General features: G+C 60.9%; 23 protein-coding genes and 1 other RNA gene. 20 read left to right on the forward strand and 4 right to left on the reverse strand.

The features are described from left to right. Nucleotides 1–154 precede the first annotated feature (154 nt). The 5 genes from petA (at nt 155) to DBP26_RS08800 (ending at nt 4,075) form a co-directional block, all read left to right on the forward strand. Entirely contained in the window at nt 155–748 is a 594-nt protein-coding gene (gene petA, locus DBP26_RS08780) for a ubiquinol-cytochrome c reductase iron-sulfur subunit (RefSeq protein ID WP_108236900.1), read from the forward strand. Next, complete coding sequence (locus DBP26_RS08785) at nt 748–1,959, forward strand: cytochrome bc complex cytochrome b subunit (protein ID WP_108236901.1); 1,212 nt, start codon at nt 748–750, stop codon at nt 1,957–1,959. Before petA ends, DBP26_RS08785 begins: the two co-directional genes overlap by 1 nt. Continuing rightward, a complete protein-coding gene (locus DBP26_RS08790) occupies nt 1,959–2,741 on the forward strand; it encodes a cytochrome c1 (RefSeq protein WP_108236902.1) in 783 nt (260 codons plus the stop codon). The genes DBP26_RS08785 and DBP26_RS08790 overlap by 1 nt, the downstream gene beginning before the upstream one ends. Before the next feature lie 281 nt (nt 2,742–3,022). Beyond that, a complete protein-coding gene (locus DBP26_RS08795) occupies nt 3,023–3,640 on the forward strand; it encodes a glutathione S-transferase N-terminal domain-containing protein (RefSeq protein ID WP_108236903.1) in 618 nt (205 codons plus the stop codon). An 18-nt stretch (nt 3,641–3,658) separates the two neighbouring features. Next, the gene (locus tag DBP26_RS08800) at nt 3,659–4,075 is read left to right on the forward strand and encodes a ClpXP protease specificity-enhancing factor (RefSeq protein ID WP_108236904.1); all 417 of its coding nucleotides are present in this window, start codon (nt 3,659–3,661) and stop codon (nt 4,073–4,075) included. 173 nt (nt 4,076–4,248) lie between these two features. Here DBP26_RS08800 and DBP26_RS08805 read toward each other — a convergent pair whose 3' ends face one another. From DBP26_RS08805 to DBP26_RS08820, 4 genes are all read right to left on the reverse strand, one after another. Next, a complete protein-coding gene (locus DBP26_RS08805; protein ID WP_108236905.1) occupies nt 4,249–4,827 on the reverse strand; it encodes a BON domain-containing protein in 579 nt (192 codons plus the stop codon). Next, on the reverse strand, nt 4,824–5,417 hold the full coding sequence (locus tag DBP26_RS08810) for a phosphoheptose isomerase (RefSeq protein ID WP_108236906.1): 594 nt from the start codon (nt 5,415–5,417) through the stop codon (nt 4,824–4,826). Before DBP26_RS08810 ends, DBP26_RS08805 begins: the two co-directional genes overlap by 4 nt. A 155-nt stretch (nt 5,418–5,572) precedes the next feature. Then, the gene (locus DBP26_RS08815) at nt 5,573–5,947 is read right to left on the reverse strand and encodes a YraN family protein (protein ID WP_256600981.1); all 375 of its coding nucleotides are present in this window, start codon (nt 5,945–5,947) and stop codon (nt 5,573–5,575) included. Further along, nucleotides 5,944–7,758 (reverse strand): penicillin-binding protein activator, encoded by a 1,815-nt coding sequence (locus DBP26_RS08820; protein WP_108236908.1) that lies wholly within the window; start codon nt 7,756–7,758, stop codon nt 5,944–5,946. The genes DBP26_RS08815 and DBP26_RS08820 overlap by 4 nt, the downstream gene beginning before the upstream one ends. 221 nt (nt 7,759–7,979) lie before the next feature. Here DBP26_RS08820 and rsmI point away from each other — a divergent pair, with 221 nt between their 5' ends. The 15 genes from rsmI to DBP26_RS08895 all read left to right on the forward strand — a co-directional run bounded on the left by rsmI (nt 7,980) and on the right by DBP26_RS08895 (nt 23,892). Next, nucleotides 7,980–8,885, forward strand: a complete 906-nt coding sequence (gene rsmI, locus DBP26_RS08825; RefSeq protein ID WP_177411030.1) for a 16S rRNA (cytidine(1402)-2'-O)-methyltransferase — start codon at nt 7,980–7,982, stop codon at nt 8,883–8,885. Between the two features lie 87 nt (nt 8,886–8,972). Continuing rightward, an RNA gene (rnpB, locus tag DBP26_RS08830) (RNase P RNA component class A) lies at nt 8,973–9,330 on the forward strand. A 307-nt stretch (nt 9,331–9,637) separates the two neighbouring features. Next, on the forward strand, nt 9,638–10,093 hold the full coding sequence (gene mraZ, locus DBP26_RS08835; RefSeq protein WP_108236909.1) for a division/cell wall cluster transcriptional repressor MraZ: 456 nt from the start codon (nt 9,638–9,640) through the stop codon (nt 10,091–10,093). 2 nt (nt 10,094–10,095) lie between these two features. Further along, complete coding sequence (rsmH, locus tag DBP26_RS08840) at nt 10,096–11,037, forward strand: 16S rRNA (cytosine(1402)-N(4))-methyltransferase RsmH (RefSeq protein ID WP_108236910.1); 942 nt, start codon at nt 10,096–10,098, stop codon at nt 11,035–11,037. Beyond that, complete coding sequence (gene ftsL / locus DBP26_RS08845; protein ID WP_108236911.1) at nt 11,034–11,327, forward strand: cell division protein FtsL; 294 nt, start codon at nt 11,034–11,036, stop codon at nt 11,325–11,327. The genes rsmH and ftsL overlap by 4 nt, the downstream gene beginning before the upstream one ends. Beyond that, nucleotides 11,324–13,072 (forward strand): penicillin-binding protein 2, encoded by a 1,749-nt coding sequence (locus DBP26_RS08850; RefSeq protein ID WP_108236912.1) that lies wholly within the window; start codon nt 11,324–11,326, stop codon nt 13,070–13,072. Before ftsL ends, DBP26_RS08850 begins: the two co-directional genes overlap by 4 nt. Further along, nucleotides 13,072–14,535 (forward strand): UDP-N-acetylmuramoyl-L-alanyl-D-glutamate--2,6-diaminopimelate ligase, encoded by a 1,464-nt coding sequence (locus tag DBP26_RS08855; RefSeq protein ID WP_108236913.1) that lies wholly within the window; start codon nt 13,072–13,074, stop codon nt 14,533–14,535. Before DBP26_RS08850 ends, DBP26_RS08855 begins: the two co-directional genes overlap by 1 nt. Next, entirely contained in the window at nt 14,528–15,898 is a 1,371-nt protein-coding gene (gene murF / locus DBP26_RS08860; protein ID WP_108236914.1) for a UDP-N-acetylmuramoyl-tripeptide--D-alanyl-D-alanine ligase, read from the forward strand. The genes DBP26_RS08855 and murF overlap by 8 nt, the downstream gene beginning before the upstream one ends. Then, nucleotides 15,898–16,980 (forward strand): phospho-N-acetylmuramoyl-pentapeptide-transferase, encoded by a 1,083-nt coding sequence (mraY, locus tag DBP26_RS08865; protein WP_108236915.1) that lies wholly within the window; start codon nt 15,898–15,900, stop codon nt 16,978–16,980. The genes murF and mraY overlap by 1 nt, the downstream gene beginning before the upstream one ends. 6 nt (nt 16,981–16,986) lie before the next feature. Next, nucleotides 16,987–18,333 (forward strand): UDP-N-acetylmuramoyl-L-alanine--D-glutamate ligase, encoded by a 1,347-nt coding sequence (gene murD / locus DBP26_RS08870; RefSeq protein ID WP_108236916.1) that lies wholly within the window; start codon nt 16,987–16,989, stop codon nt 18,331–18,333. Then, nucleotides 18,333–19,547 carry a putative lipid II flippase FtsW gene (gene ftsW / locus DBP26_RS08875; RefSeq protein WP_177411035.1) on the forward strand — a complete coding sequence of 405 codons (1,215 nt, stop codon included), beginning with the start codon at nt 18,333–18,335 and terminating at the stop codon, nt 19,545–19,547. Before murD ends, ftsW begins: the two co-directional genes overlap by 1 nt. After that, nucleotides 19,534–20,607, forward strand: coding sequence for an undecaprenyldiphospho-muramoylpentapeptide beta-N-acetylglucosaminyltransferase (murG, locus tag DBP26_RS08880; RefSeq protein ID WP_108236918.1), 1,074 nt, complete (start codon nt 19,534–19,536; stop codon nt 20,605–20,607). Before ftsW ends, murG begins: the two co-directional genes overlap by 14 nt. Next, complete coding sequence (gene murC, locus DBP26_RS08885) at nt 20,600–22,060, forward strand: UDP-N-acetylmuramate--L-alanine ligase (RefSeq protein WP_108236919.1); 1,461 nt, start codon at nt 20,600–20,602, stop codon at nt 22,058–22,060. Before murG ends, murC begins: the two co-directional genes overlap by 8 nt. Then, nucleotides 22,057–23,016, forward strand: coding sequence for a D-alanine--D-alanine ligase (locus tag DBP26_RS08890; protein ID WP_108236920.1), 960 nt, complete (start codon nt 22,057–22,059; stop codon nt 23,014–23,016). Before murC ends, DBP26_RS08890 begins: the two co-directional genes overlap by 4 nt. A 3-nt stretch (nt 23,017–23,019) precedes the next feature. Further along, nucleotides 23,020–23,892 (forward strand): cell division protein FtsQ/DivIB, encoded by an 873-nt coding sequence (locus tag DBP26_RS08895; RefSeq protein ID WP_108236921.1) that lies wholly within the window; start codon nt 23,020–23,022, stop codon nt 23,890–23,892. Nucleotides 23,893–23,897: the final 5 nt, after the last annotated feature.

The following is a 23,897-nucleotide window of genomic DNA, read 5'->3' on the forward strand; positions in this document are numbered from 1 at the left end:
TCTTCATGGCTTCCCAGTTTTCGCCAAACGGCAGTCTCCTAGAAGGATCAGGGTGCTCCGATTGCCCTTGGCAGGATGCATCGACAGCTAGAAAAATAATTCGAAAAGGGCGCCTGGCCCACCGGGCATCCAACAGCTGATGGGAGAGGACGTAATGAGCAATGACGGCGTGAATGCAGGCCGGCGTCGCTTCCTTGTCGCTGCCACTTCGGTGGTCGGTGCTGCAGGGGCGGTCGGTGCTGCGGTTCCGTTCGTAGGGTCCTGGTTTCCCAGCGCCAAAGCCAAGGCCGCTGGCGCCCCCGTCAAGGTCAACATCAGCAAGATCGAGCCCGGCCAACAGATCATCGCCGAGTGGCGTGGCCAACCGGTGTTCATTGTTCACCGCACACCGGAAATCCTCACCAATTTAGGCAAGATCACCGCTCAGCTTTCCGATCCCGAGTCCAAGAACTCCACTCAGCCTGCGTACGTCGATCCTGTGGTCCGTTCGATCAAGCCCGAGATGCTGCTGTTAATCGGGATCTGTACCCACCTGGGTTGTTCGCCCACCTTCCGTCCGGAAGTAGCCCCGGCAGACTTGGGAAAGGATTGGGTGGGGGGCTATTTCTGTCCCTGTCACGGCTCCCACTACGACTTGGCCGGCCGCGTTTACAAGGCCCAACCCGCACCCTTGAACCTGCCAGTACCGCCCCATTCCTATGAGTCGGACTCGGTTATCGTCATTGGTGTCGACCAGGAGAAAGCGTGATGAGCAAGCTCATGGACTGGATTGATGCACGTTTCCCTGCCACTTCCCTGTGGGAAGACCACCTGAGCAAGTACTACGCCCCCAAGAACTTCAACTTTTTCTATTTCTTCGGCTCGCTCGCGCTATTGGTATTGGTCAACCAGATTGTCACCGGCATCTGGTTGACGATGAGCTACACCCCTTCGGCGGAAGAAGCGTTCGCGTCCGTCGAATACATCATGCGTGACGTGGAATACGGTTCGATCCTGCGCTTGCTGCATTCCACGGGCGCGTCGGCGTTCTTCATCGTCGTTTATCTGCATATGTTTCGCGGACTGCTCTACGGCTCGTACCAGAAGCCACGGGAACTGGTCTGGATCTTCGGGATGCTGATTTACCTGGCGCTCATGGCGGAGGCCTTCATGGGGTATCTCTTGCCTTGGGGGCAGATGTCGTACTGGGGCGCGCAGGTGATCATTTCGCTGTTCGGGGCCATTCCGGTCATTGGCAATGACCTCACCCAATGGATACGTGGCGACTATCTGATTTCGGGCATTACCTTGAACCGCTTCTTCGCGCTGCACGTCGTGGCGCTGCCCATCGTGATCCTCGGGCTGGTGGTGCTGCACATCCTGGCGCTTCACGAAGTCGGATCGAACAACCCGGATGGCGTGGACATCAAGAAGCTCAAGGATGAGAACGGCAAGCCGCTGGATGGCATTGCGTTTCACCCGTACTACACAGTCAAGGACATCGTCGGTGTGGTCGTGTTTCTGTTCATCTTCTGTTCCATTGTGTTTTTCTTTCCGGAGATGGGCGGTTATTTCCTGGAAAAGCCCAATTTCGAACAAGCCAACGCATTCAAGACGCCGGAACACATCGCCCCTGTCTGGTACTTCACTCCGTTCTACGCCATCTTGCGTGCGATCCCTGACAAACTCATGGGCGTCATGGCGATGGGGGCCGCCATTGCAGTGCTGTTCGTGCTGCCATGGCTGGATCGCAGTCCGGTCAAGTCCATGCGCTACAAAGGTTGGCTGAGCCGAGTCTGGTTGATGTTGTTCTGCGTGGCGTTCGTGACCCTGGGGGTTCTGGGCGTGCTGCCGCCCAGCCCAGGCCGAGCGTTGCTGTCACAGGTGTGCACGTTCCTCTACTTCGGCTACTTCATCCTGATGCCGTTCTATACGCGCATGGAGAAGACAAAACCCGTGCCGGAAAGGGTGACGGGCTGATGAAAAGACTATGGGCGGTACTCCTCCTGGTAGCGCTACCGGTGCTGGCCTTCGCCGAAGAGCATGGCGGGCCTGAGCTCGAAAGTGTGGATATCGATGTCTCCGACAAGGTGGCGATGCAAGACGGGGCGCGGACGTTCGTCAACTATTGCATGGGCTGTCATGGCGCTAAATTTCAACGCTATGAGCGGGTGGCGGACGATCTGGGGATTCCCCACGATCTGATGCTCGAGAAACTGGTGTTCACGGGTGCGAAGATCGGGGACCACATGGTCACCGGCATGCAGCCTGCCGAGGCCAAGGTCTGGTTCGGCGCCGCGCCGCCCGATCTGACGTTGGTCGCCCGTGTGCGTGGCACTGACTGGCTGTATGGGTATTTGCGTTCGTTCTACGAAGACCCTGCGCGCCCCTGGGGCGTGAACAACACGGTCTTTCCGAACGTCGGCATGCCTAACGTCCTCGTCGGGCTGCAGGGGCGTCAGGTTATCGGCTGCAAGCAGATTCAACGCGTCGAGGGGGGCAAGAAGCAGTACGACCCCCTGACCGGCAGTCCTCTGACCCATGAAGCCTGTGACCAATTGACCATCGTGCCCAAGACCGGCACGTTGACCGAGGAGCAATTCGACGAAAAGGTGAAGAATCTCGTGACGTTCCTCGCCTACTCGGCGAACCCGGTCAAATTGCAGCATCAGCGCATCGGTACCTATGTGCTGTTGTACCTGGCGGTGCTGTTCATCTTCGCTTATCTCCTCAAGCGCGAGTACTGGAAGGATGTGCACTGAGCACTGGCTTGAAGCAGTGCCTGCTTTCGATCGTGGCTGGGTCAGCGCCGAACGCGCATTGGCACGCGCGTATCCTTCACGGGCCCAGCTATGAAGCGTCGGATTCGGGTAATGACCACAGACCGGGTATAGTGGCGGGCGAAAGATTGCAGAATTTGCAGGGCATAAATGCGCTATCTTGTCGCCCGCGATGAACACCCCCTTATGGATAACGCCGCAGGCGTCGTTCGGGCGCGTTCGTTTTTCTGCTTCTGCCTATTTGACAAGCGAGGAGGATCGCCATGGGCGTGACCAACCGGTTGGCCTGTTACTCCGACCCCGCCGACCACTATTCCCACCGCGTGCGCATCGTGCTCGCCGAGAAGGGTGTCAGCGCCGAGATCATCGATGTCGTTGGAGGCCAGCCCTCCGCCAGGCTGATCGAGGTAAACCCTTACGGCACAGTACCCACGCTGGTCGATCGTGACCTGGCTCTCTACGAATCGACGGTGGTCATGGAATATCTGGATGAGCGCTATCCGCATCCGCCTTTACTGCCGGTTTACCCTGTGGCCCGAGCCAACAGCCGTCTGCTGATGCACCGCATTCAGCGCGACTGGTGTGCTTTGGTGGATGTCATTCTGGATTCGCGCACCAAAGAGGCCTCGCGTGCCCAGGCGCGCAAGGAATTGCGCGAAAGTCTGACCGGCGTCTCGCCACTGTTTGCGGAAAAGCCTTTTTTCCTCAGTGACGAGCAAAGTCTGGTCGACTGCTGTCTACTGCCCATACTCTGGCGTCTGCCGGTTCTGGGTATCGAATTGCCGCGGCCCGCCAAGCCGCTGCTTGATTATATGGAGCGCCAGTTCGCGCGTGAGGCATTTCAGGCAAGCTTGTCTGCTGCCGAACGCGACATGCGCTAAGGCTTAAGGAACCGTTCGATGAATTCCAGTCGCCCCTACTTGATCCGCGCTCTTTACGAGTGGATCGTGGACAACGATTGCACGCCACACATCCTGGTCAATGCCGAATATCCGGCCGTCCAGGTTCCCCAGGGCTTCGCCAATGATGGGCAGATTGTCCTCAACATTTCGCCGAGCGCCGTGCGTCATTTGCATATGGACAACGACGCCGTGAGTTTCGAAGGCCGCTTCGGCGGCGTTCCCCATAGTCTCTACGTGCCGGTTGCGGCGGTCATGGGCATCTATGCTCGGGAAAATGGCCAAGGCATGGTTTTCGACCTGGAGCCGGCAGTCGACGACGATGAGGATCTGGATGTCGAGGACGATGACATGCCGCCACCTGATGACGAGCCACCGCGCCCCAGCGGTCGGCCGAGTCTGAAAGTGGTCAAGTGATCTTTCGGCAGTAACAAAAAAGGCGATCCGGGTGGATCGCCTTTTTTTCGTGCTGCAGAAAAAACCGTTGTAGGAGTGCGCTTGCCCGCGAATACGTATCTACAGCCGCAGCGGATGTGTCGGACGCCAGGAGCCTATCGCGGGTAAGCGCGCTCCTACAAGCTCGACCCATGTCAGTCGATGTACTCGAACAGCTTCACGATTTTCTGCACGCCACTCACGCCTTGGACCAGATTGGTGGCGCGGTTGGCTTCCGCCTGGGTCAGCAGGCCCAACAGGTACACGATCCCGTTCTCGGTCACCACCTTGATGCGCGAGCCGGGAATGGCGCTGTCGGTCAGCATTTCGGTCTTGATCTTGCTGGTCAGCCAGGCGTCGTTACTGCGGGCGAGCAGGGAAGAGGGCTCGATGACCTGCAGCTCGTTGTTGACCTTCTTGACCTTCTGCACTTGGCTGGCGGTCTGTTCCGCGAGTTGCTTGAGGTCGGCGCGAGGCGTTTGGCCTGCCAGCAGGACGATGCCGTTGAAGCTGGTCACGACGATGTGCGAAGCGTTATCCAGGTCGGGACTGGCTTTGGCGATATTGACCGCCACTTTGGTTTCGATCAGCGAGTCGTCGATCTTGCTGCCCAATGTGCGGGTACCGCGATCATCCTCGATCGGCGCTTCGCGGCTGACATTGACCACTGAGCTGCATCCGCTGAGACCCAGGCAAAGGGTCAGGGCCACCAGGCTGAGGCGTGTGGATATCATTCTTCACTCCCGAAAATTTGGCTGTCGATCAAGTAGCACAAGCAGTGGATCACCAACAGGTGGACCTCCTGAATGCGTGCGGTGACTTCGGCCGGAACACGGATTTCCACGTCTTCCGGCAGCAGCAGCGACGCCACGTCGCCGCCGTCGCGCCCGGTCAGAGCCACGACGATCATTTCCCGGTCATGGGCGGCCTGAATGGCCTGGATGATGTTGGCAGAGTTGCCACTGGTGGAGATCGCCAGAAGGACATCGTTGGGCTGGCCGAGGGCGCGAATCTGCTTGGAAAAAATCTCGTTGTAACTGTAGTCGTTGGCGATCGAGGTGATCGTCGACGTGTCTGTGGTCAGTGCGATGGCGGGCAGGCTCGGACGCTCGCGTTCGAAGCGGTTCAGCAGTTCGGACGAGAAGTGCTGAGCGTCTCCCGCCGAACCGCCGTTGCCGCAGGCGAGAATCTTGCGCTCGGTAAGCAGAGCGTCGACCATGACCTGGCTGGCTTGCTCGATGTAAGGTGCAAGAACGTCCATCGCCTGTTGCTTGGTATCGATGCTGGCCTGAAAAAGCTGGCGAATTCGGGATTGCATGTCCATCTATGAAAACCTTAATAGGGGCGGCTGGGCGGTGGGCGTCTGAATCAGGTCAGCGGCCTCCCGGCACAAAACTGTGCAGCCCGCAAAGCAAAGAGCAAAAAACGGTGTGAATGAGGTGTCCGGAAAAGCGCGCCGCTTGTGCATTCACCGGGGGTTTAGCCTTCGAACGCATGTTGCAGCCAGTTCAGAGCAGGGGCCGCGCCTGGGTCGCCGTTGATCGCCACGACATCGAAACGGCAGGGGGAATCAGACCATTTCAGATTGCTCTGCAGAAACCATTGCGCGGCCAGGATGAGTTTTTCCTGCTTGCGAAAATCGACGCTCTCCAGTGCGCCGCCCCATCCGGCATGGCGCCTATAGCGAACTTCGACGAATACTACTGTATCGCCGTCGAGCATGACCAGATCAAGCTCGCCGCGTTTGCATGACCAGTTCTGCGCGATGAGCTGCAATCCATGCTGCTGCAGGTGACGCAGGGCATAGGCTTCCGCCATTTGCCCTGCGGTCGGTCGCGCCGGGTCCGTGGTCAAGGAGCCGTATCCGGCAGGCGCTGGACCTTGCCATCGACAAACTGAGCCCATGGCAATTGACGCTCGATACGCTGGCCCTGACCGATGGCCAGGCTCCCCGACAGGCCGTCGATGCGGCTTTCCGGAAGGGTCTTGAGTTGAGTCAGGCGCGGCGCGAGACGGTAGGCGTCGATGCCCATGGCATACAGGCGACCCAGGCTGCCGGCGGCCTGCGGCCATTGATTGGTGACCTGCTGGCGCAGCGGGTCGGCCGCATTCAGCAGCCAAGGCGTTTCACAGAAGCGCACGCCGGCCAAGTCGTTGTACATGGCTTGGTCGCCGCTATTGGTGAACAGATGGGAAGTGGCGTAGACCGGTACATCGCCCGCGTACTGGAAGACCATCGTCGGTTTGATCTGCTGCGCTTGCTGCGGAGTGGCAGCCAGGAACATGAAATCGACGTCCTGACGGCGCGAGGGCTGAGCGGCCATTTGAGCGCCAGTGGTGCTCTGCAGGCGCTGTGCGCGGCCTTCGCTGTTACGCAACTGGAACAGGTCCGCCACTTGTTGGGCCAGCGCAACGGGTTGGTCGATACGCTCGACGCCCAGCAGCGTCCCGCCCTTGGCTTGCCAGCTTTGACGGAAGGCTTCAAGTACGCGGTCGCCCCATTCGCCTTTCGGCACCATGGCCACTGCGCTGCGTTTGCCGTCCGCCCAAGCGCGGCGAGACACTTCGCGAGCTTCGTCTTCCGCCGCCAAGCCGAACTGGAACAGCTCCGTCGGGCCTTGGGTGGTCACATCGCTGTAGTTCAACGCCAGCGTGGTGATCGGCAACTGCGGGTGCGCGCTGAGTTGCTTGACCAGCGGCTTCTCCAGCGGACCGACAACCATTTGCGCGCCTGCGGCCTTGGCCTGAGCGTAGAAGGCATCCATGGATGTCACGCGGGAGCTGTCGAAGACCTCAATGGCAGGCGACGGCTGACCAGCCTGCTGTGCTTGATAATGCGCAGCCATGAAGCCGTCGCGCAGGGCGCGTGCGACCGAGGCGAGCGGGCCATCCTGCGGCAGCAGCAGGGCAATCTTGGTCAGTGGCTGGCTTTTCAGCTCCCGCAGTTGAGCAAGAGAGGTAGGCAGTTGGCGGGCAGCAGGGTGCTGCGGGTTCTGCGCTTTCCAGTTGTCGATGGCAGCCTGCTGCTGCTCCAGCGTACCGGCGCCTTTGACAGCACGTGCGAGGCTTAGCCAGCCCCCCATGTCGTCATTTGCGGTGCTTTGCAGTTGTTCCGGCGGCAGGGCGGCGACCAGCGTCCAGATGGCGTCGTTGTTGGCGGTCAGAGCATCGCCTTGCAGGAGCGGACCCATGAAGACTCGTTCGCTGGCAGCGGCAAGCGGTTGGCCATCGGCCTCGAAAGCGCGGGCGCGTGCCGTGTGAGCTCGGGTCTGCAAGTCCACGGGCATTTCGCCCAGGTGCTGCATGCTGGGATGGTTGAGCGCTGTCAGCGCCGCCTTGGGCTGGCTGCGCCCGAGCGCAAGTTCAGCGGACAAGGTATTGGCGTAGATTTGCTTGTCGGTCTTGAGCTGATCGATCTGGACCTGCTCCAGGATGCTGGCCGCGCGGCTCGGATTGTTCTGGCGCGCGGCCAGATCCGCAGCCGTCAGGCGCAGCAGCGCGGCCTGGTCCGGTGTCTTGGCGGCGGCAGCCTGTTCAAGCAGTTGCTCGATACTGGCATCCGGCGTGCGGGGCAGCTCGCCCAGACTCGAAGAGGGTGAACTGGCACAGGCCGCCAACAGGGCAGCCAGGCAGAGGGCAGAGAACAGCCGCAGGCAAGCGATCATGTATATGTCCTGGTACTCAAGCAAATAAGCGTGGAATTGTACCCAAGCGCTGGCCGGGGTGCGATGTCGTAGACGTTAAACCCCAAATATTGGCCCGCTCGCGCATGGAGTGGGCTGCTCGGTCAATGATTTGTCCTGGCCTGGGCACACGGCCCTGAGACCGGGGCGAGTCGTTCGCTTCATTCGTCAATCTCCCTGTTTGTTTCGCCTTAACCTGTACAATGCAGGCTTTGACCGACCATGAGGTGTCCGCTTTGACTGCTCCGGGTGTTTCGAATTCCACTGCAGGCTCGCTTTATGTGGTGGCCACGCCAATTGGCAACCTGGATGACATGAGCGTGCGCGCCTTGAAGGTGTTGCGTGAAGTTTCGTTGATCGCTGCTGAAGATACCCGGCATTCGTTACGGCTGATGCAGCATTTCGGCATTTCCACTCCGCTGGCGGCGTGTCACGAACACAACGAGCGCGATGAGGGCAGCCGATTCATCGCTCGTTTGCAGGCCGGAGACAACGTGGCCTTGATTTCCGATGCGGGCACACCGCTGATTTCCGATCCGGGTTATCACCTGGTGCGTCAAGCGCGGGCGGCGGGGGTTCAGGTCATTCCCGTTCCGGGGGCCTGCGCGCTGATCGCAGCATTGTCCGCCGCCGGGCTGCCGTCCGATCGTTTCATCTTCGAAGGCTTTCTTCCGGCCAAGTCGGTCGGCCGCAAGGCGCGACTCGAGCTGCTCAGGGAGGAGTCGCGCACAGTCATCTTTTATGAAGCGCCTCACCGCATTCTGGAATGCCTTCAGGACATGGAAGCGATCTTCGGCGCTGATCGGCCGGCTGTCCTGGGGCGTGAGTTGACCAAGACCTTTGAAACCCTGAAGGGGTTGCCGCTGGGTGAGCTGCGCGAATTCGTCGAGCGCGACAGCAACCAGCAGCGCGGTGAGTGCGTGGTACTGGTGGCAGGGTGGAGTGAACCTGAAGGTGAAGATGCAGTCGGTGCCGAAGCGCGGCGCGTGTTGGACCTGCTCCTGGGGGAAATGCCGCTCAAGCGCGCGGCGGCACTGGCCGCCGAGATCACCGGTGTGCGCAAGAATCTGCTTTATCAAGTAGCGCTTGAGAGGCAGAAAGGCGAGTGACAGTGGCCCCTCAGCCGGTCGTTTAAATGGCCGGAAGGCTGATTAAAGCTTGTTCTGGAGCCTGGCAGTCAGTACCCTTGGCGGCGGAGAGTCGATTGGACAGTCGCTGCTTTTCATTGTTCCGCAATGAAAGGGGGAGGAAAGTCCGGGCTCCATAGGGCGGAGTGCCAGGTAACGCCTGGGGGGCGCGAGCCTACGGAAAGTGCCACAGAAAACAACCGCCTAAGCACTTCGGTGCCGGTAAGGGTGAAAAGGTGCGGTAAGAGCGCACCGCACGGCTGGCAACAGTGCGTGGCTAGGTAAACCCCACTCGGAGCAAGACCAAATAGGGTTCCAAGGCGTGGCCCGCGCTGGAACCGGGTAGGTTGCTAAAGATGTCCAGTGATGGCCATCGTAGAGGAATGACTGTCCTCGACAGAACCCGGCTTACAGATCGACTCTCCACCTCTTCCCACCTCGCATTTCCCTCGTAATACCCCTCGTCGTAAATATCGAAAAAAGTCAGAACCTGAGAAAGCACTTTAACTTCGAGCCTCATGCTTTTGAGTTTCTTCAGGTTTATCCGAAGGAACGCTCCGTTTTTTCTTAAAACTCCTCTATGACGTCGCGTAAATCTCCGTCCTGTAAGGCTTTTCCTTAAGAAGTTGCCTTGACGGTGTGGTGGGCGGATTCCTATAGTGTGCGCAAGTGGCGGAAAGTGGCGTGAAGTGGGTTTTTTGAGCGCAAAAAGATAATATTCGGAGAAAGCGCCTGTGTTCCGTGGTGCAAATGCAATCAATCTCGACGCAAAGGGCCGTCTCGCTATGCCGAGCCGGTACCGTGACGAGCTCGATTCGCGTAGCGCCGGCCAATTGATCGTCACCATTGATACCGTCGACCCCTGCTTGTGCATCTATCCACTTCCGGAATGGGAACTGATTGAGGCCAAGTTGCGTGAGCTCGCGACATTTCGCGAAGAGAACCGTCGTTTACAGCGGTTGCTGATAGGTAATGCGGTTGATCTGGAGCTCGATGGCAGTGGTCGTTTTCTGGTGCCACCCCGTTTGCGTGACTACGCCAAGCTCGATAAGCGAGTCATGCTGGTAGGCCAGCTGAACAAGTTTCAATTGTGGGATGAGGACGCCTGGAACGCGCTGGCTGATGCGGACCTGGCGGCCATTCAAAAACCGGGCGCGATGCCTGATGAACTGCGTGATCTGATTCTGTGACTATGAATAGCGGCTTTACTCACATCACCGTACTGCTCGAAGAAGCCGTCGAGGCTCTCGCGGTGCGCGCCGATGGCTGCTATCTGGATGGCACGTTCGGGCGGGGCGGCCACAGCCGTCTCATTCTCCAGAAGCTCGGGCCGGATGGCCGGCTTCTCGGCTTCGACAAGGATCCTCAAGCGATTGCCACCGGGCAAGCGCTGGCGGCCGAAGACGGCCGCTTTGTCATTGTGCAGCGCAGTTTTGCCGAATTGGGCGACGAGGCTCTAGCCCGGGGCATTGCCGGGAATGTCAGCGGTATTCTGTTGGACTTGGGCGTTTCTTCGCCACAGCTCGACGACCCGGAACGCGGCTTCAGCTTCATGAACGATGGTCCGCTGGACATGCGCATGGATCCGTCGCGCGGTGTCAGCGCTGCGGAATTCGTCAACACCGCCCCCGTGGACGAAATCGCGCGCGTTTTCAAGGAATATGGCGAAGAACGTTTCGCCAAGCGCATGGCGGCTGCAGTGGTCGCGCGCCGTGAGGTCCAGCCTTTCGAGCGCACCGGTGACCTGGCCGAGGTCCTTAAAGTGGCCAATCCAGCATGGGAGAAGGGCAAGAACCCTGCGACCCGCGCGTTCCAAGGGTTGCGCATTCACGTCAATAACGAACTGGGCGATCTGGAAGCGGGCCTGGATGCCGCGCTGGAAGCCCTCGAAGTGGGCGGCCGTCTGGCCGTGATCAGCTTTCACTCCCTGGAAGACCGTATCGTCAAACTGTTCATGCGCAAGCTGGTGAAGGGCGAAGCGGACAACATGCCGCGCAATCTGCCGATCCGGCATCAGGCCTTCGAGCCTCGCATCAAGCTGATCGGAAAGGCTCAATTCGCCTCCGATGAAGAGACCCGCGCCAACCCTCGCTCACGCAGTGCCGTGATGCGCGTTGCGGAGAAACTCCGGTGAGTCGCGGTTTCTTCAAACCCCTGCCCGGGGGCAGCTTCTTCATGATGCTGCTTTTCATCGCCGTCCTGGTATCGGCGATTGCCGTTTCCTACAGCGCGCACTGGAACCGCCAGTTGCTCAATTCCCTGTATGCCGAACTCAGCGTTCGTGACAAGGCGCAGGCCGAGTGGGGGCGGCTGATCTTGGAACAGAGCACTTGGACGGCCCATAGCCGCATTGAAAACCTGGCCACCGATCAGTTGAAAATGCACATTCCTAATGCCGCCGACATCCGGATGGTGTCGCCATGATGAAGCTTGAAGGCGCACTGTATCCGTGGCGGTTCCGCGTGGTGGTCGGTTTGCTGTCGGTCATGGTCTTGGCCATTTCCTACCGCATCGTCGATCTACAGGTCATTGACCACCGCTTCCTGATCGAGCAAGGCGATGCTCGCAGTCTGCGCACCGTCTCGATTCCTGCTCACCGCGGGTTGATTACCGACCGCAATGGAGAGCCGCTGGCCGTCAGTACGCCTGTCACCACTATTTGGGCAAACCCGTCCGAAATGCAGGCGGATAAAAGTAAATGGGGTGTGTTGGCGCAAGCCTTGGGGCAGGATCCCAAAGCCTTGACCGACCGTCTGAATGAACAGGCTTCCAAGGAGTTTATCTACCTGGTCCGTGGCCTGACCCCGGAGCAGGGGCAGGCGGTGCTCGATTTGAAGGTACCGGGAGTCTACGGCAAAGAAGAGTTTCGCCGTTTCTATCCGGCAGGCGATGTCACCGCGCACATGGTCGGCTTTACCGACCTGGACGACCACGGCCGCGAAGGCGTGGAGCTGGCATACGACGATTGGCTCGCCGGCGTGCCCGGTAAGCGGCAGGTCATCAAGGACCGGCGCGGCAGGTTGATCAAGGACCTGCAAGTGAAGAAAAACGCCAAGGCCGGGAAGACCTTGGCTTTGTCTATTGATCTGCGCCTGCAATACCTGGCGACCCGCGAGCTGCGCAATGCGATTCAGGAAAACGACGCCAAGGCGGGAAGCCTTGTCATCATGGACGTGAAGAGCGGTGAAGTGTTGGCGATGGTGAACCAGCCAACCTACAACCCCAACAACCGTCGGACCATGGTGCCAGCCGCCATGCGTAACCGCGCAATCATCGACGTGTTCGAGCCGGGCTCGACGATGAAACCGATTTCCATGACGGCGGCGCTGGACAGCGGCCGCTGGAAGCCCAGCGACAAGGTCGAGGTGTACCCCGGCACGTTGCAGATCGGCAAATACACCATTCGTGACGTGACCAAGACCGAAGGCCCGATCCTCGACCTGACCGGCATTCTGATCAACTCCAGTAACGTCGGCATGAGCAAGGTGGCGTTTGATGTGGGTGGCGAAGCCATTTTCCGTGCCATGCAGCGCGTAGGCCTGGGTCAGTACACAGGGCTGGGCTTTCCCGGCGAGCGTGTCGGCAACCTGCCGAACTACCGCGAATGGCGCAAGGCGGAAACGGCGACCCTGTCGTACGGCTATGGCCTGTCGGTGACGGCGCTGCAACTTGTCCACGCCTACTCGGCACTGGCCAACAACGGCAAGATCGTCCCGCTGACCATTCTAAAAACCGACAAGCCGGCCGAAGCGACCCAGGCCATCCCGGAAGCAACCGCCAAGACCTTGCAAACCATGCTTCAGGCGGTCATCGAGGACCCGCGTGGCGTTTATCGTGCCCGCGTCCCGTCCTACCACGTTGCCGGCAAGTCCGGTACTGCGCGTAAAACGTCGGTCGGTACCAAGGGGTACGCTGAAAACTCCTACCGCTCCCTGTTCGCCGGATTCGGACCGATGAGCAATCCGCGCTACGCCATCGTGGTGGTCATCGACGAGCCGAGCAAAGGTGGCTACTTCGGTGGTCTGGTCTCGGCACCGGTCTTCAGCAAGGTCATGTCGGGCACGCTGCGTCTGATGAACGTGCGCCCTGATAACCTCGCGCCCGTTCCGCCCGAGCAGCAGGCCAACGCGGCGCCGCTGGTCGTTCCGGTAAAAGGAGGGCGCGGCTGATGGCCTTCAACCTGAACAAGATCTTCGCTCAGAGCGACCGCGACCTGCTGATCCGGGAACTGACCCTGGACAGCCGCAAGGTGCGTCCAGGTGATTTGTTCCTGGCGGTTCCGGGCCTCAAAGTCGACGGGCGCGATCACATTACCGATGCCATTGCCCACGGCGCAGCCGCGGTCGCCTACGAAGCGGAAGGCGCGAAAGTGCTGCCGATCACGGATATCCCCATGATTCCGGTCAAAGGGCTGGGGGCGCAATTGTCGGATATCGCCGGTCGTTTCTACGGAGATCCGAGCCGCAGTCTGAACCTGGTCGGTGTGACCGGAACCAATGGCAAGACCAGCGTCACCCAGTTGATCGCTCAAGCGCTGGACGCGCTGGGTGAGCGCTGCGGTTTGATCGGCACGCTCGGCACCGGCTTTTACAGCGAGCTGAAAAGCGGAATTCACACCACACCCGATCCGATTTCCGTTCAGTCGACCCTCTACGACCTGAAAAAGGCCGGTGCCAAGGCAATTGCCATGGAAGTGTCGTCTCACGGCCTGGATCAGGGGCGGGTGACGGCACTGGCGTTCGATGTCGCGGTCATGACCAACCTGTCTCGCGACCATCTGGACTACCACGGCACGATGGAAGCTTATGGCGCAGCCAAAGCCAAGTTGTTCGCCTGGGATGACTTGCGTTGCCGCGTGGTCAACCTTGACGATGATTTCGGTCGTCAACTGGCGAGCCAGGTCCACCCCTCGCGTCTGATTACCTACAGCCAGGAAGACAGCCGTGCCTATCTGTTCTGTCGCGATGCCCAGTTCGACGACGACGGTGTTCGCGCCACGCTCGTGACGCCGCAGGGCGACCATGTGCTGCGCAGCAGTCTGCTGGGGCATTTCAACCTGAGCAATGTGCTGGCTGCGGTCGGCGCGTTGCTTGGCCTGGACTATCCGCTGGACGAAATTCTCAAGGTGCTCCCAGGCCTGGAAGGTCCGGTCGGGCGCATGCAGCGCCTGGGCGGCGGCGCTCGTCCTCTGGTGGTGGTGGATTACGCGCACACCCCGGACGCACTGGAAAAAGTCTTGCTCGCGCTTCGGCCGCACGCGAAAGGCCAACTGACTTGCCTGTTCGGCTGCGGCGGCGATCGGGATCGCGGTAAGCGTCCGATCATGGCCGAAGTGGTCGAGCGCCTGGCTGACAAGGTGCTGGTCACCGACGACAACCCTCGCACGGAAGACCCTGCCGTCATTTTCGATGACATCCGCGCCGGGTTTGCTGCCGTGGAGGACGTGACCTTCGTGGCAGGTCGCGGGCAGGCCATCGCCCGGATCATTGCCGAGGCCCAAGCCGCCGATGTGATCGTGCTGGCAGGCAAAGGGCATGAGGATTACCAGGAAATCGATGGTCAGCGCCATCCGTTTTCCGATCTTGAGGAAGCCGCCAAGGCACTGGACGCATGGGAGGCTGCACATGATTAAGCCGCTTTCGTTCAGCGAATTGCTGTTGCCACTCGACGCGCGCCGGGTGGGTGAGGATGTCAGCTTCGAGGGTGTCAGCATCGACAGCCGTGCGATCGAAGCCGGGCAATTGTTCGTGGCGCTGACCGGCCCGCGTTTCGATGGGCACGATTATCTCGACCAGGTCGCTGCCAAGGGGGCCGTTGGCGCTTTGGTCGAGCGCGAGGTTCCAGGAAGTGCTCTGCCCCAGTTGATCGTCGGCGATACCCGCAAGGCGCTGGCTCAGTTGGGCGCGATGAATCGCAATGCGTTCGTCGACAAACCGGTCGCGGCGATCACCGGTTCCAGCGGCAAGACCACGGTCAAGGAAATGCTGGCGAGCATCCTGCGCACGCGCGGCTCGGTCCTGGCGACCAAGGGCAATCTGAACAACGAGCTGGGCGTTCCGCTCACCTTGCTGGCGCTAGCGCCGGAGTTCGACGCCGCGGTCATCGAGTTGGGTGCGTCCCGCGTCGGAGAAATCGCATTCACCGTGAGTCTGACCAAGCCGCATGTGTCGGTATTGACCAATGCGGGGACTGCTCATGTCGGTGAGTTCGGGGGGCCACAGAAGATCGTCGAAGCCAAAGGCGAAATCATTGAAGGCCTGGACGGTCGGGGCACCGCGGTGTTGAACCGTGACGACAAGGCGTTCGACATCTGGGTCGCGCGGGCAGGGGCGCGGAATGTGCTGAGCTTTTCGATCAAGGACAGCGAAGCGGACGTCTACGCCAGTGACCTGGGCATCGATGCCCGTGGCTGCCCGGCGTTTACCCTGCACAGTCCGGCGGGGGCGGCGCAGGTGCAACTGAATCTTCTGGGCGCCCACAACGTGGCCAACGCGCTGGCTGCAGCGGCTGCCGCCCATGCGCTGGGCGTTGCACTGCCCGGCATCGTGGCCGGCCTGAATAATGTCCAGCCCGTCAAAGGGCGCACGGTCGCGCAACTGGCGACCAACGGCATTCGCGTGATCGACGACACCTACAACGCCAACCCAACCTCCGTGGCCGCCGCCACCGATATCCTCACGACGTTCCCGGGCCGCAAGGTGCTGGTACTGGGGGACATTGGCGAGTTGGGCGACTGGGCGGAACAGGGGCATCGCGATGTCGGCGCGTATGCCGCAGGCAAGGTCGATGCGCTGTATGCCGTCGGTCCGTTGATGGCCCATGCGGTCAAGGCTTTCGGGCAGGATGCCCGCCATTTTGCAAGTCAGGCTGACCTGATCAAGGCGCTGGGCGCCGAGCAAGACAAGAACACCACCATTTTGATCAAAGGTTCTCGCAGCGCCGCGATGGAAAACGTCGTCGCCGCGCTGTGCGGAACTCGCCTGGAGAAACATTAATGCTGCTGCTGCTGGCCGAGTATCTGCAACAGTTCTACAAAGGCTTCGCGGTCTTCCAGTACCTGACCCTGCGCGGGATTCTCGGCGTGCTCACCGCACTGTCGCTCTCGCTGTGCCTGGGTCCATGGATGATCCGTGCCCTGCAGAACAAGCAGATCGGTCAATCCGTCCGCAACGACGGCCCTCAATCCCACCTGTCCAAATCCGGCACCCCGACCATGGGGGGCGCGCTGATTCTGTCCGCCATTGGTATTGCTACCTTGCTGTGGGCCGATTTGACCAACCGCTACGTGTGGGTCGTGCTGATCGTCACGCTGTTGTTCGGCGGCATCGGCTGGGTCGACGATTATCGCAAGGTCATCGAAAAGAACTCGCGCGGCCTGCCGAGCCGCTGGAAATATTTCTGGCAGTCGGTGTTCGGCCTTGGCGCTGCGATCTTCCTTTATATGACCGCGCAGACGCCGGTAGAAACGACACTGCTGATCCCAATGCTCAAGGACTTCAGCATCCCGCTGGGCGTGGGCTTCGTGATCCTCACGTATTTCGTGATCGTCGGCTCCAGCAACGCCGTCAACCTGACCGACGGTCTGGACGGCCTGGCCATCATGCCGACGGTCATGGTCGGCGGGGCCCTGGGCATCTTCTGCTATCTGTCCGGTAACGTGAAATTCGCCGAATACCTGCTGATTCCTTACGTGCCGGGTGCCGGTGAGCTGATTGTCTTCTGCGGCGCGCTGATTGGCGCCGGTCTGGGCTTTCTGTGGTTCAACACTTATCCGGCCCAGGTGTTCATGGGCGACGTCGGTGCGCTGGCGCTGGGTGCGGCACTGGGCACCATCGCGGTCATCGTCCGTCAGGAAATCGTCCTGTTCATCATGGGTGGCGTGTTCGTGATGGAGACCCTGTCAGTCGTCATTCAGGTTGCATCGTTTAAGTTGACCGGCCGCCGCGTTTTTCGCATGGCGCCGATCCATCACCATTTCGAACTCAAGGGCTGGCCCGAGCCGCGCGTGATTGTCCGTTTCTGGATCATCACCGTGATCCTCGTGCTGATCGGCCTTGCTACGTTGAAACTGAGGTAAGACAGAGTGTCACTGATCGCTTCTGACCACTTCCGCATCGTTGTCGGCCTCGGCAAGAGCGGCATGTCCCTGGTTCGCTTCCTGGCGAGCCGGGGCGTGGCGTTTGCCGTGGCCGATACGCGGGAGAATCCTCCGGAACTGGCGACCCTGCGTCGCGACTACCCGCAGGTGGAAGTGCGTTGTGGTGAGCTGGACGTCGAATTCCTCTGTCGCGCCGATGAACTGTACGTGAGTCCCGGCCTGGCCCTCGCCACCCCTGCGCTGCAGCAAGCGGCAGCTCGCGGCGTCAAGCTTTCCGGTGACATCGAGGTGTTTGCCCGCAATGCCAAGGCGCCGATCATCGCGATCAGCGGCTCCAACGCGAAAAGCACCGTCACCACGCTGGTTGGGGAAATGGCCGTCGCAGCGGGCAAGCGCGTAGCGGTCGGCGGTAACCTCGGCACGCCAGCACTCGACCTGCTGAGCGATGACGTCGAGCTGTACGTCCTGGAGTTGTCGAGCTTTCAGCTGGAAACCACCGATCATCTTGGCGCCGAAGTGGCTACCGTACTGAACGTCAGCGAAGACCACATGGATCGCTACAGCGGCTTGCCTGCTTATCATCTGGCCAAGCACCGGATTTTCCGCGGCGCGCGCCAGGTGGTGGTCAATCGCCAGGATGCCCTGTCGCGTCCGCTCATTGGTGAGGGCGTAGCCTGTTGGACCTTCGGTCTGAACAAGCCGGACGTCAACGGCTTCGGTCTGCGCGAAGAAAACGGCGAAAAATACCTCGCGTTCCAGTTCGACGCCCTGATGCCTGTCAGTGAACTGAAGATCCGTGGCGCGCATAACCAGGCGAACGCGCTTGCAGCGCTCGCGCTCGGGCACGCCGCCGGGCTGTCGTTCGCGCCCATGCTTGAGGCGCTGCGTCGCTTCGCAGGCCTGGTGCATCGCTGCCAGTGGGTGCGCGAGCGCCATGGCGTCAACTATTACGATGACTCCAAGGCCACCAACGTAGGCGCCGCGCTGGCTGCCATCGAAGGCCTGGGCGCGGACATCAAGGGCAAGCTGGTGCTGATTGCCGGCGGTGACGGCAAGGGCGCTGATTTCTCGGCCTTGAAAGCGCCAGTGGCGACGCACTGCCGTGCGGTCGTTCTGCTAGGGCGCGATGCCGAGCTGCTCGCCGCGACCTTTGGCGATTCGGTGCCGCTGATTCGCGTCAACACCTTGGAAGAAGCGGTGCAGAGCGCCGCCGATGCGGCCCTGGAAGGCGACGCGGTGCTGCTGTCCCCCGCCTGTGCGAGCCTGGATATGTTTAAGAATTTCGAAGAGCGCGGACGCCTGTTCGCACAGGCCGTGGGAGACTTGTCATGATCTTTGGCGTGATCAAGCCTTACCCGTCGCCGATCATCAGCGGCCGTGGTGTCGATGTCGATTTCCCCATGCTCGCCGGCTGTCTGGCGCTGCTGGGCCTGGGCCTGGTGATGATCACTTCCGCCTCGTCGGAAGTGGCTGCCGTGCAGTCGGGCAACGCGCTGTACATGATGACCCGCCATCTGATTTACCTGGTGCTGGGGCTGGGTGCGTGCATCGCGACCATGATGATTCCCGTGGCTACCTGGCAACGTCTGGGCTGGCTGATGCTGATCGGCGCCTTCGGTTTGTTGGTGCTGGTCATCGTGCCCGGCATCGGGCGCGAGGTGAACGGCTCGATGCGCTGGATCGGTTTCGGCATGTTCAACGTGCAGCCGTCGGAAATCGCCAAGGTATTCGTGGTGATTTTCCTTGCGGGTTACCTCATCCGTCGTCAACAGGAAGTGCGCGAGAGCTGGATGGGGTTCTTCAAGCCCTTCATCGTGCTGCTGCCGATGGCGGGGCTGCTGCTGATGGAGCCTGACTTCGGCGCCACCGTCGTGATGATGGGCTCGGCTGCCGCAATGCTGTTCCTCGGTGGCGTCGGCTTGTTCCGCTTTACGCTGATGGTGGCGCTCGCGGTGGCGGCCGTGTTCGTGCTGGTTCAGGCGCAGCCGTACCGGATGGCGCGTCTGATCACCTTCACCGACCCTTGGTCCGATCAGTTCGGCTCGGGCTATCAGCTGACTCAGGCGCTGATCGCGTTCGGCCGTGGCGAATGGTTCGGCGTGGGGCTGGGCAACAGCGTGCAGAAACAGTTCTACCTCCCGGAAGCGCATACCGACTTCGTGTTTTCGGTATTGGCCGAAGAGCTGGGCGTCGTCGGCTCGCTGGCCACCGTCGCGCTGTTCGTGTTCGTGAGTATTCGTGCGATGTACATCGGCATGTGGGCCGAGCGCGCCAAGCAATTCTTTGCGGCTTACACCGCTTATGGTCTGGCCTTCCTGTGGATTGGTCAGTTCCTGATCAACATCGGAGTGAACGTCGGGCTGCTGCCTACCAAAGGTCTGACCCTGCCGTTCCTCAGCTATGGCGGCAGCTCCCTGATCATCTGCTGTGCCAGCCTTGGGCTGTTGTTGCGTATCGAATGGGAGTCGCGCAACAACATGGGCAGTGAAGAAGCCGAGTTCAAAGAAAGCGATTTTGCCGAGGAGCCGAGCCATGGCCGTCGGTAATGTTTTGATCATGGCAGGCGGCACCGGCGGGCACGTGTTCCCGGCGCTCGCCTGCGCGCGGGAATTCCAGGCACGTGGCTATACCGTCCACTGGCTTGGCACCCCGCGGGGTATCGAGAACGAACTGGTCCCGGCTGCTGGCCTGAAATTGCACCTGATCGACGTGACCGGCCTGCGCGGAAAGGGGCGTCTTTCGTTGCTCAAGGCGCCATTCATGCTGCTCAAGGCATTGCTGCAGGCGCGCAAGGTCGTGCGCGAATTGAAGCCAGTCTGCGTCGTCGGGTTTGGCGGCTATGTCACAGGGCCGGGCGGGCTGGCGGCCAAATTGGCGGGTGTGCCCTTGATCATTCATGAACAGAACGCGGTCGCGGGGACGGCCAATCGCAGCCTGGCATCTTTCGCGGCGCGGGTATGCGAGGCGTTTCCTCAGACGTTCGCGGCGTCGGCCAAGCGTCGCACCACGGGTAACCCTGTGCGTCCCGAACTGTTCTTCGAAACCCCGCGCCAGGCCCTGGAAGGTCGCAAGCCGCGCCTGCTGGTGCTAGGCGGCAGTCTGGGTGCTGAACCGCTGAACAAGCTGTTGCCGGAGGCGCTGGCGCAAGTACCGGTCGAGGTCCGGCCTGAAGTCTTCCACCAGGCTGGCAAAAACCACGACCAAATCACCGCCGAGCGTTACCGCGCCGTAGGCGTCGATGCGCAGGTCGCGCCGTTCATCAAGGATATGGCCCAAGCCTACGGCTGGGCGGATCTGGTGGTATGCCGCGCCGGCGCGTTGACCATCAGTGAATTGGCGGCGGCTGGGCTGCCTTCGCTGCTGGTGCCGCTGCCCCACGCAATCGATGACCACCAGTCACGGAACGCCGAATACCTGGCCCGCGAAGGCGCTGCCTTCGTCATGCCACAGAGAACAACCGGCGCTGCCGAAATGGCGGCTCGCCTGAAAGAGGTTTTGATGCAACCCGAACAATTGAAGCGCATGGCTGCAACGGCTCGCCAACTGGCCAAGCCGGACGCCACCCACACCGTCGTCGATGTCTGCCTGGAGGTCGTCCATGGTTGAGAGTCAACGCGCTATGCCACAACCAGAAATGCGCCGCATCCGTCGCATCCACTTCGTCGGGATCGGTGGCGTGGGCATGTGCGGCATCGCCGAGGTGTTGCTGAACCTGGGTTATGACGTGTCCGGTTCCGACCTGAAAGCGTCGCCCGTGACCGAGCGTCTGGAAACGTTCGGCGCGCAGATCTTCATCGGTCATCGTGCGGAAAACGCCGCGGCGGCTGACGTACTGGTCGTGTCCAGCGCTGTGAACACGTCCAACCCGGAAGTGGCGACCGCGCTGGAGCGCCGCATTCCGGTGGTGCCCCGTGCGGAAATGCTCGCCGAGCTGATGCGCTACCGCCATGGCATCGCCGTCGCCGGTACCCATGGCAAGACCACCACCACCAGCCTGATCGCATCGGTGTTCGCGGCGGGCGGGCTTGATCCGACGTTCGTGATCGGTGGCCGTCTGAACGCAGCAGGCACCAATGCCCAACTGGGCACCAGCCGTTACCTCATCGCCGAGGCTGACGAAAGCGACGCCAGTTTCCTCCACCTGCAGCCGCTGGTGGCCGTCGTGACCAACATTGACGCCGACCACATGGCGACGTACGAAGGTGACTTCAACAAGCTGAAGAAAACCTTCGTCGAGTTCCTGCACAACCTGCCGTTCTACGGGCTGGCGGTGGTGTGCACCGACGACCCTGTGGTGCGCGACATCCTGCCATCGGTCAAGCGGCCGGTGGTGACCTACGGCTTCAACGAAGACGCTGACGTGCGCGCGATCAATGTCCGTCAGGAGGGGATGCGCACTCACTTCACCGTGCTGCGCCGCGACCGTGAGCCGCTCGACGTGTCGGTGAACATGCCAGGCAATCACAATGTGCTCAACTCGCTGGCCACCATCGCCATCGCGACCGATGAGGGCATCACCGATGAGGCCATCATTCAGGGCCTCTCGGGCTTTCAGGGCGTGGGCCGTCGGTTCCAGGTATATGGCGAACTGCCGGTCGAAGGCGGCAACGTCATGCTGGTGGACGACTACGGCCACCATCCTCGGGAAGTCGCTGCGGTGATCAATGCGGTGCGCGGGGGCTGGCCGGATCGTCGACTGGTCATGGTCTATCAACCGCACCGTTACAGCCGCACGCGCGACCTGTACGACGATTTCGTGCAGGTGCTCAATGACGCCAACGTGCTGTTGTTGATGGAAGTCTACCCCGCAGGCGAAGAGCCGATTCCAGGCGCGGACAGCCGCCAGTTGGCGCACAGCATCCGCCAGCGTGGCCAGTTGGACCCGATTTACATCGAGCGTGGCGCCGAGCTGGCCCCGCTGGTCAAGCCGCTGTTGCGGGCGGGCGACATTCTGCTGTGCCAAGGCGCGGGAGACATCGGCGGCCTTGCCCCGCAATTGCTCAAGAGCCCGTTATTCACGGGCGCCATCGTGGCTTCTACCGAAGGTAAGCTGAAATGACAGCCGTCGCGCCAGTCTCCCTGCTCTCGACCCTGGAACCGAAAACCTTCGGTCGGGTTGCCGTGCTTTTCGGTGGCAAGAGTGCGGAGCGGGAGGTGTCCCTGAAATCCGGCCAAGCGGTGCTTCAGGCGCTGCTGAGCGCGGGCGTCGATGCCTTTGGCATCGATGTGGGCGATGACTTCCTGCATCGACTGGCCAGCGAAACCATCGACCGTGCGTTCATCGTCCTGCACGGTCGTGGCGGCGAAGACGGCACCATGCAGGGTTTGCTGGAGTGTCTGGGCATCCCTTATACAGGCAGCGGTGTACTGGCCTCTGCACTGGCGATGGACAAGCTGCGCACCAAGCAGGTCTGGCAGAGCCTGGGCTTACCCACACCCCGTCACGCCGTACTGAACAGCGAAGCTGACTGTATTTCTGCAGCGACGGAACTGGGCTTTCCTTTGATCGTCAAACCCGCCCATGAAGGCTCCAGTATCGGTATGGCCAAGGTGACCGGCGTCGACGAATTGATCGCCGCATGGAATGCCGCCAGTACCTACGATTCGCACGTATTGGTCGAACAGTGGATTCAAGGTCCCGAGTTCACGGTCGCGTCTCTGCGTGGGCAAATCCTGCCTCCCATCGGCCTGGGCACCCCCCACAGTTTTTACGATTACGATGCCAAGTACCTGGCTTCTGACACCCAGTACCGGATTCCGTGTGGCCTGGATGCGGCCAAGGAGCAGGAACTCAAGGCGCTGGCCGCCCGTGCCTGCGAAGCGGTGGGTGTCGCCGGTTGGGCGCGCACGGATGTCATGCAGGATGCCGAGGGCAAGTTCTGGCTGCTGGAAGTCAACACCGTTCCCGGCATGACCGATCACAGTCTGGTGCCCATGGCGGCGAGCGCCGCCGGGCTCGATTTCAACCAGTTGGTGTTGGCGATTCTGGCCGACAGTGTCCAGGTGCGGGGGTAAGTCATGCTCGGCACAACACTACGTCATCAGCAACCCGTTTCCGGTGGTCGCAAGCCGGTACCCCGTGGCGCCAGCCGTATGGTGGCCAAGGAGCCGCTGTCGGCCCGTCTGCCCAAGCCGAACTTCGGGTTCCTGCGCGGCCTGATGTGGCCGGTACTGCTGGTGGTGTTCGGCTTCGGCTCTTACGAAGCTGCCCAGCGTCTATTGCCCTACGCCGATCGTCCCATCTCGCGGATCAACGTTCAGGGTGACTTGAGCTACATCAGCCAACAAGCGGTGCAGCAGCGGATTGCGCCATACGTGGCCACCAGCTTCTTTACGATCGATCTGGCGGGGATGCGCACTGAACTGGAGCAGATGCCCTGGATCGCCCACGCCGAAGTGCGTCGGGTCTGGCCAGATCAGGTGGTGATTCGTCTGGAAGAACAGTTGCCGGTGGCGCGCTGGGGCGATGAAGCCCTGCTGAACAACCAGGGCCAGGCGTTCACCCCGCGTGAACTGTCCAACTACGAACACCTTCCGCAGTTGTTCGGGCCTCAACGGGCTCAACAGCAGGTGATGCAGCAGTATCAGGTGCTGAGTCAGATGTTGCGCCCATTGGGGTTCTCCATCGCGCGTCTGGAATTGCGTGAGCGAGGCAGTTGGTTCCTCACCACCGGCGCGAACAATGCCGGGCCTGGCCTGGAGTTGTTGCTGGGGCGTGACCATCTGGTAGAGAAGATGCGCCGCTTTATCGCCATCTATGAAAAAACGCTTAAAGAACAGATCACGAACATTGCGCGCGTCGACCTGCGCTACAACAACGGCCTGGCTGTTGGGTGGCGTGAGCAGGCACCAGCGCCAACGACGGAAAAACCCGCCGTCGCGAAGAATTGATAAGA

The sequence above is a fragment of the Pseudomonas sp. RIT409 genome, assembly GCF_003052515.2.
GTDB lineage: Bacteria > Pseudomonadota > Gammaproteobacteria > Pseudomonadales > Pseudomonadaceae > Aquipseudomonas.

Bases quoted from the DNA above. Each gene is read 5' to 3' on its own strand.
- DBP26_RS08895 (WP_108236921.1), top strand. From the start codon at position 23,020: ATGCTCGGCACAACACTACGTCATCAGCAACCCGTTTCCGGTGGTCGC.
- DBP26_RS08785 (WP_108236901.1), top strand. From the start codon at position 748: ATGAGCAAGCTCATGGACTGGATTGATGCACGTTTCCCTGCCACTTCC.
- DBP26_RS08805 (WP_108236905.1), bottom strand. From the start codon at position 4,827: ATGATATCCACACGCCTCAGCCTGGTGGCCCTGACCCTTTGCCTGGGT.
- murF (WP_108236914.1), top strand. From the start codon at position 14,528: ATGATTAAGCCGCTTTCGTTCAGCGAATTGCTGTTGCCACTCGACGCG.
- mraY (WP_108236915.1), top strand. From the start codon at position 15,898: ATGCTGCTGCTGCTGGCCGAGTATCTGCAACAGTTCTACAAAGGCTTC.
- rsmI (WP_177411030.1), top strand. From the start codon at position 7,980: ATGCAGGCTTTGACCGACCATGAGGTGTCCGCTTTGACTGCTCCGGGT.
- rsmH (WP_108236910.1), top strand. From the start codon at position 10,096: ATGAATAGCGGCTTTACTCACATCACCGTACTGCTCGAAGAAGCCGTC.
- DBP26_RS08820 (WP_108236908.1), bottom strand. From the start codon at position 7,758: ATGATCGCTTGCCTGCGGCTGTTCTCTGCCCTCTGCCTGGCTGCCCTG.
- DBP26_RS08795 (WP_108236903.1), top strand. From the start codon at position 3,023: ATGGGCGTGACCAACCGGTTGGCCTGTTACTCCGACCCCGCCGACCAC.
- petA (WP_108236900.1), top strand. From the start codon at position 155: ATGAGCAATGACGGCGTGAATGCAGGCCGGCGTCGCTTCCTTGTCGCT.
- DBP26_RS08790 (WP_108236902.1), top strand. From the start codon at position 1,959: ATGAAAAGACTATGGGCGGTACTCCTCCTGGTAGCGCTACCGGTGCTG.
- DBP26_RS08850 (WP_108236912.1), top strand. From the start codon at position 11,324: ATGATGAAGCTTGAAGGCGCACTGTATCCGTGGCGGTTCCGCGTGGTG.
- DBP26_RS08855 (WP_108236913.1), top strand. From the start codon at position 13,072: ATGGCCTTCAACCTGAACAAGATCTTCGCTCAGAGCGACCGCGACCTG.
- murC (WP_108236919.1), top strand. From the start codon at position 20,600: ATGGTTGAGAGTCAACGCGCTATGCCACAACCAGAAATGCGCCGCATC.
- DBP26_RS08810 (WP_108236906.1), bottom strand. From the start codon at position 5,417: ATGGACATGCAATCCCGAATTCGCCAGCTTTTTCAGGCCAGCATCGAT.
- murG (WP_108236918.1), top strand. From the start codon at position 19,534: ATGGCCGTCGGTAATGTTTTGATCATGGCAGGCGGCACCGGCGGGCAC.
- DBP26_RS08890 (WP_108236920.1), top strand. From the start codon at position 22,057: ATGACAGCCGTCGCGCCAGTCTCCCTGCTCTCGACCCTGGAACCGAAA.
- DBP26_RS08800 (WP_108236904.1), top strand. From the start codon at position 3,659: ATGAATTCCAGTCGCCCCTACTTGATCCGCGCTCTTTACGAGTGGATC.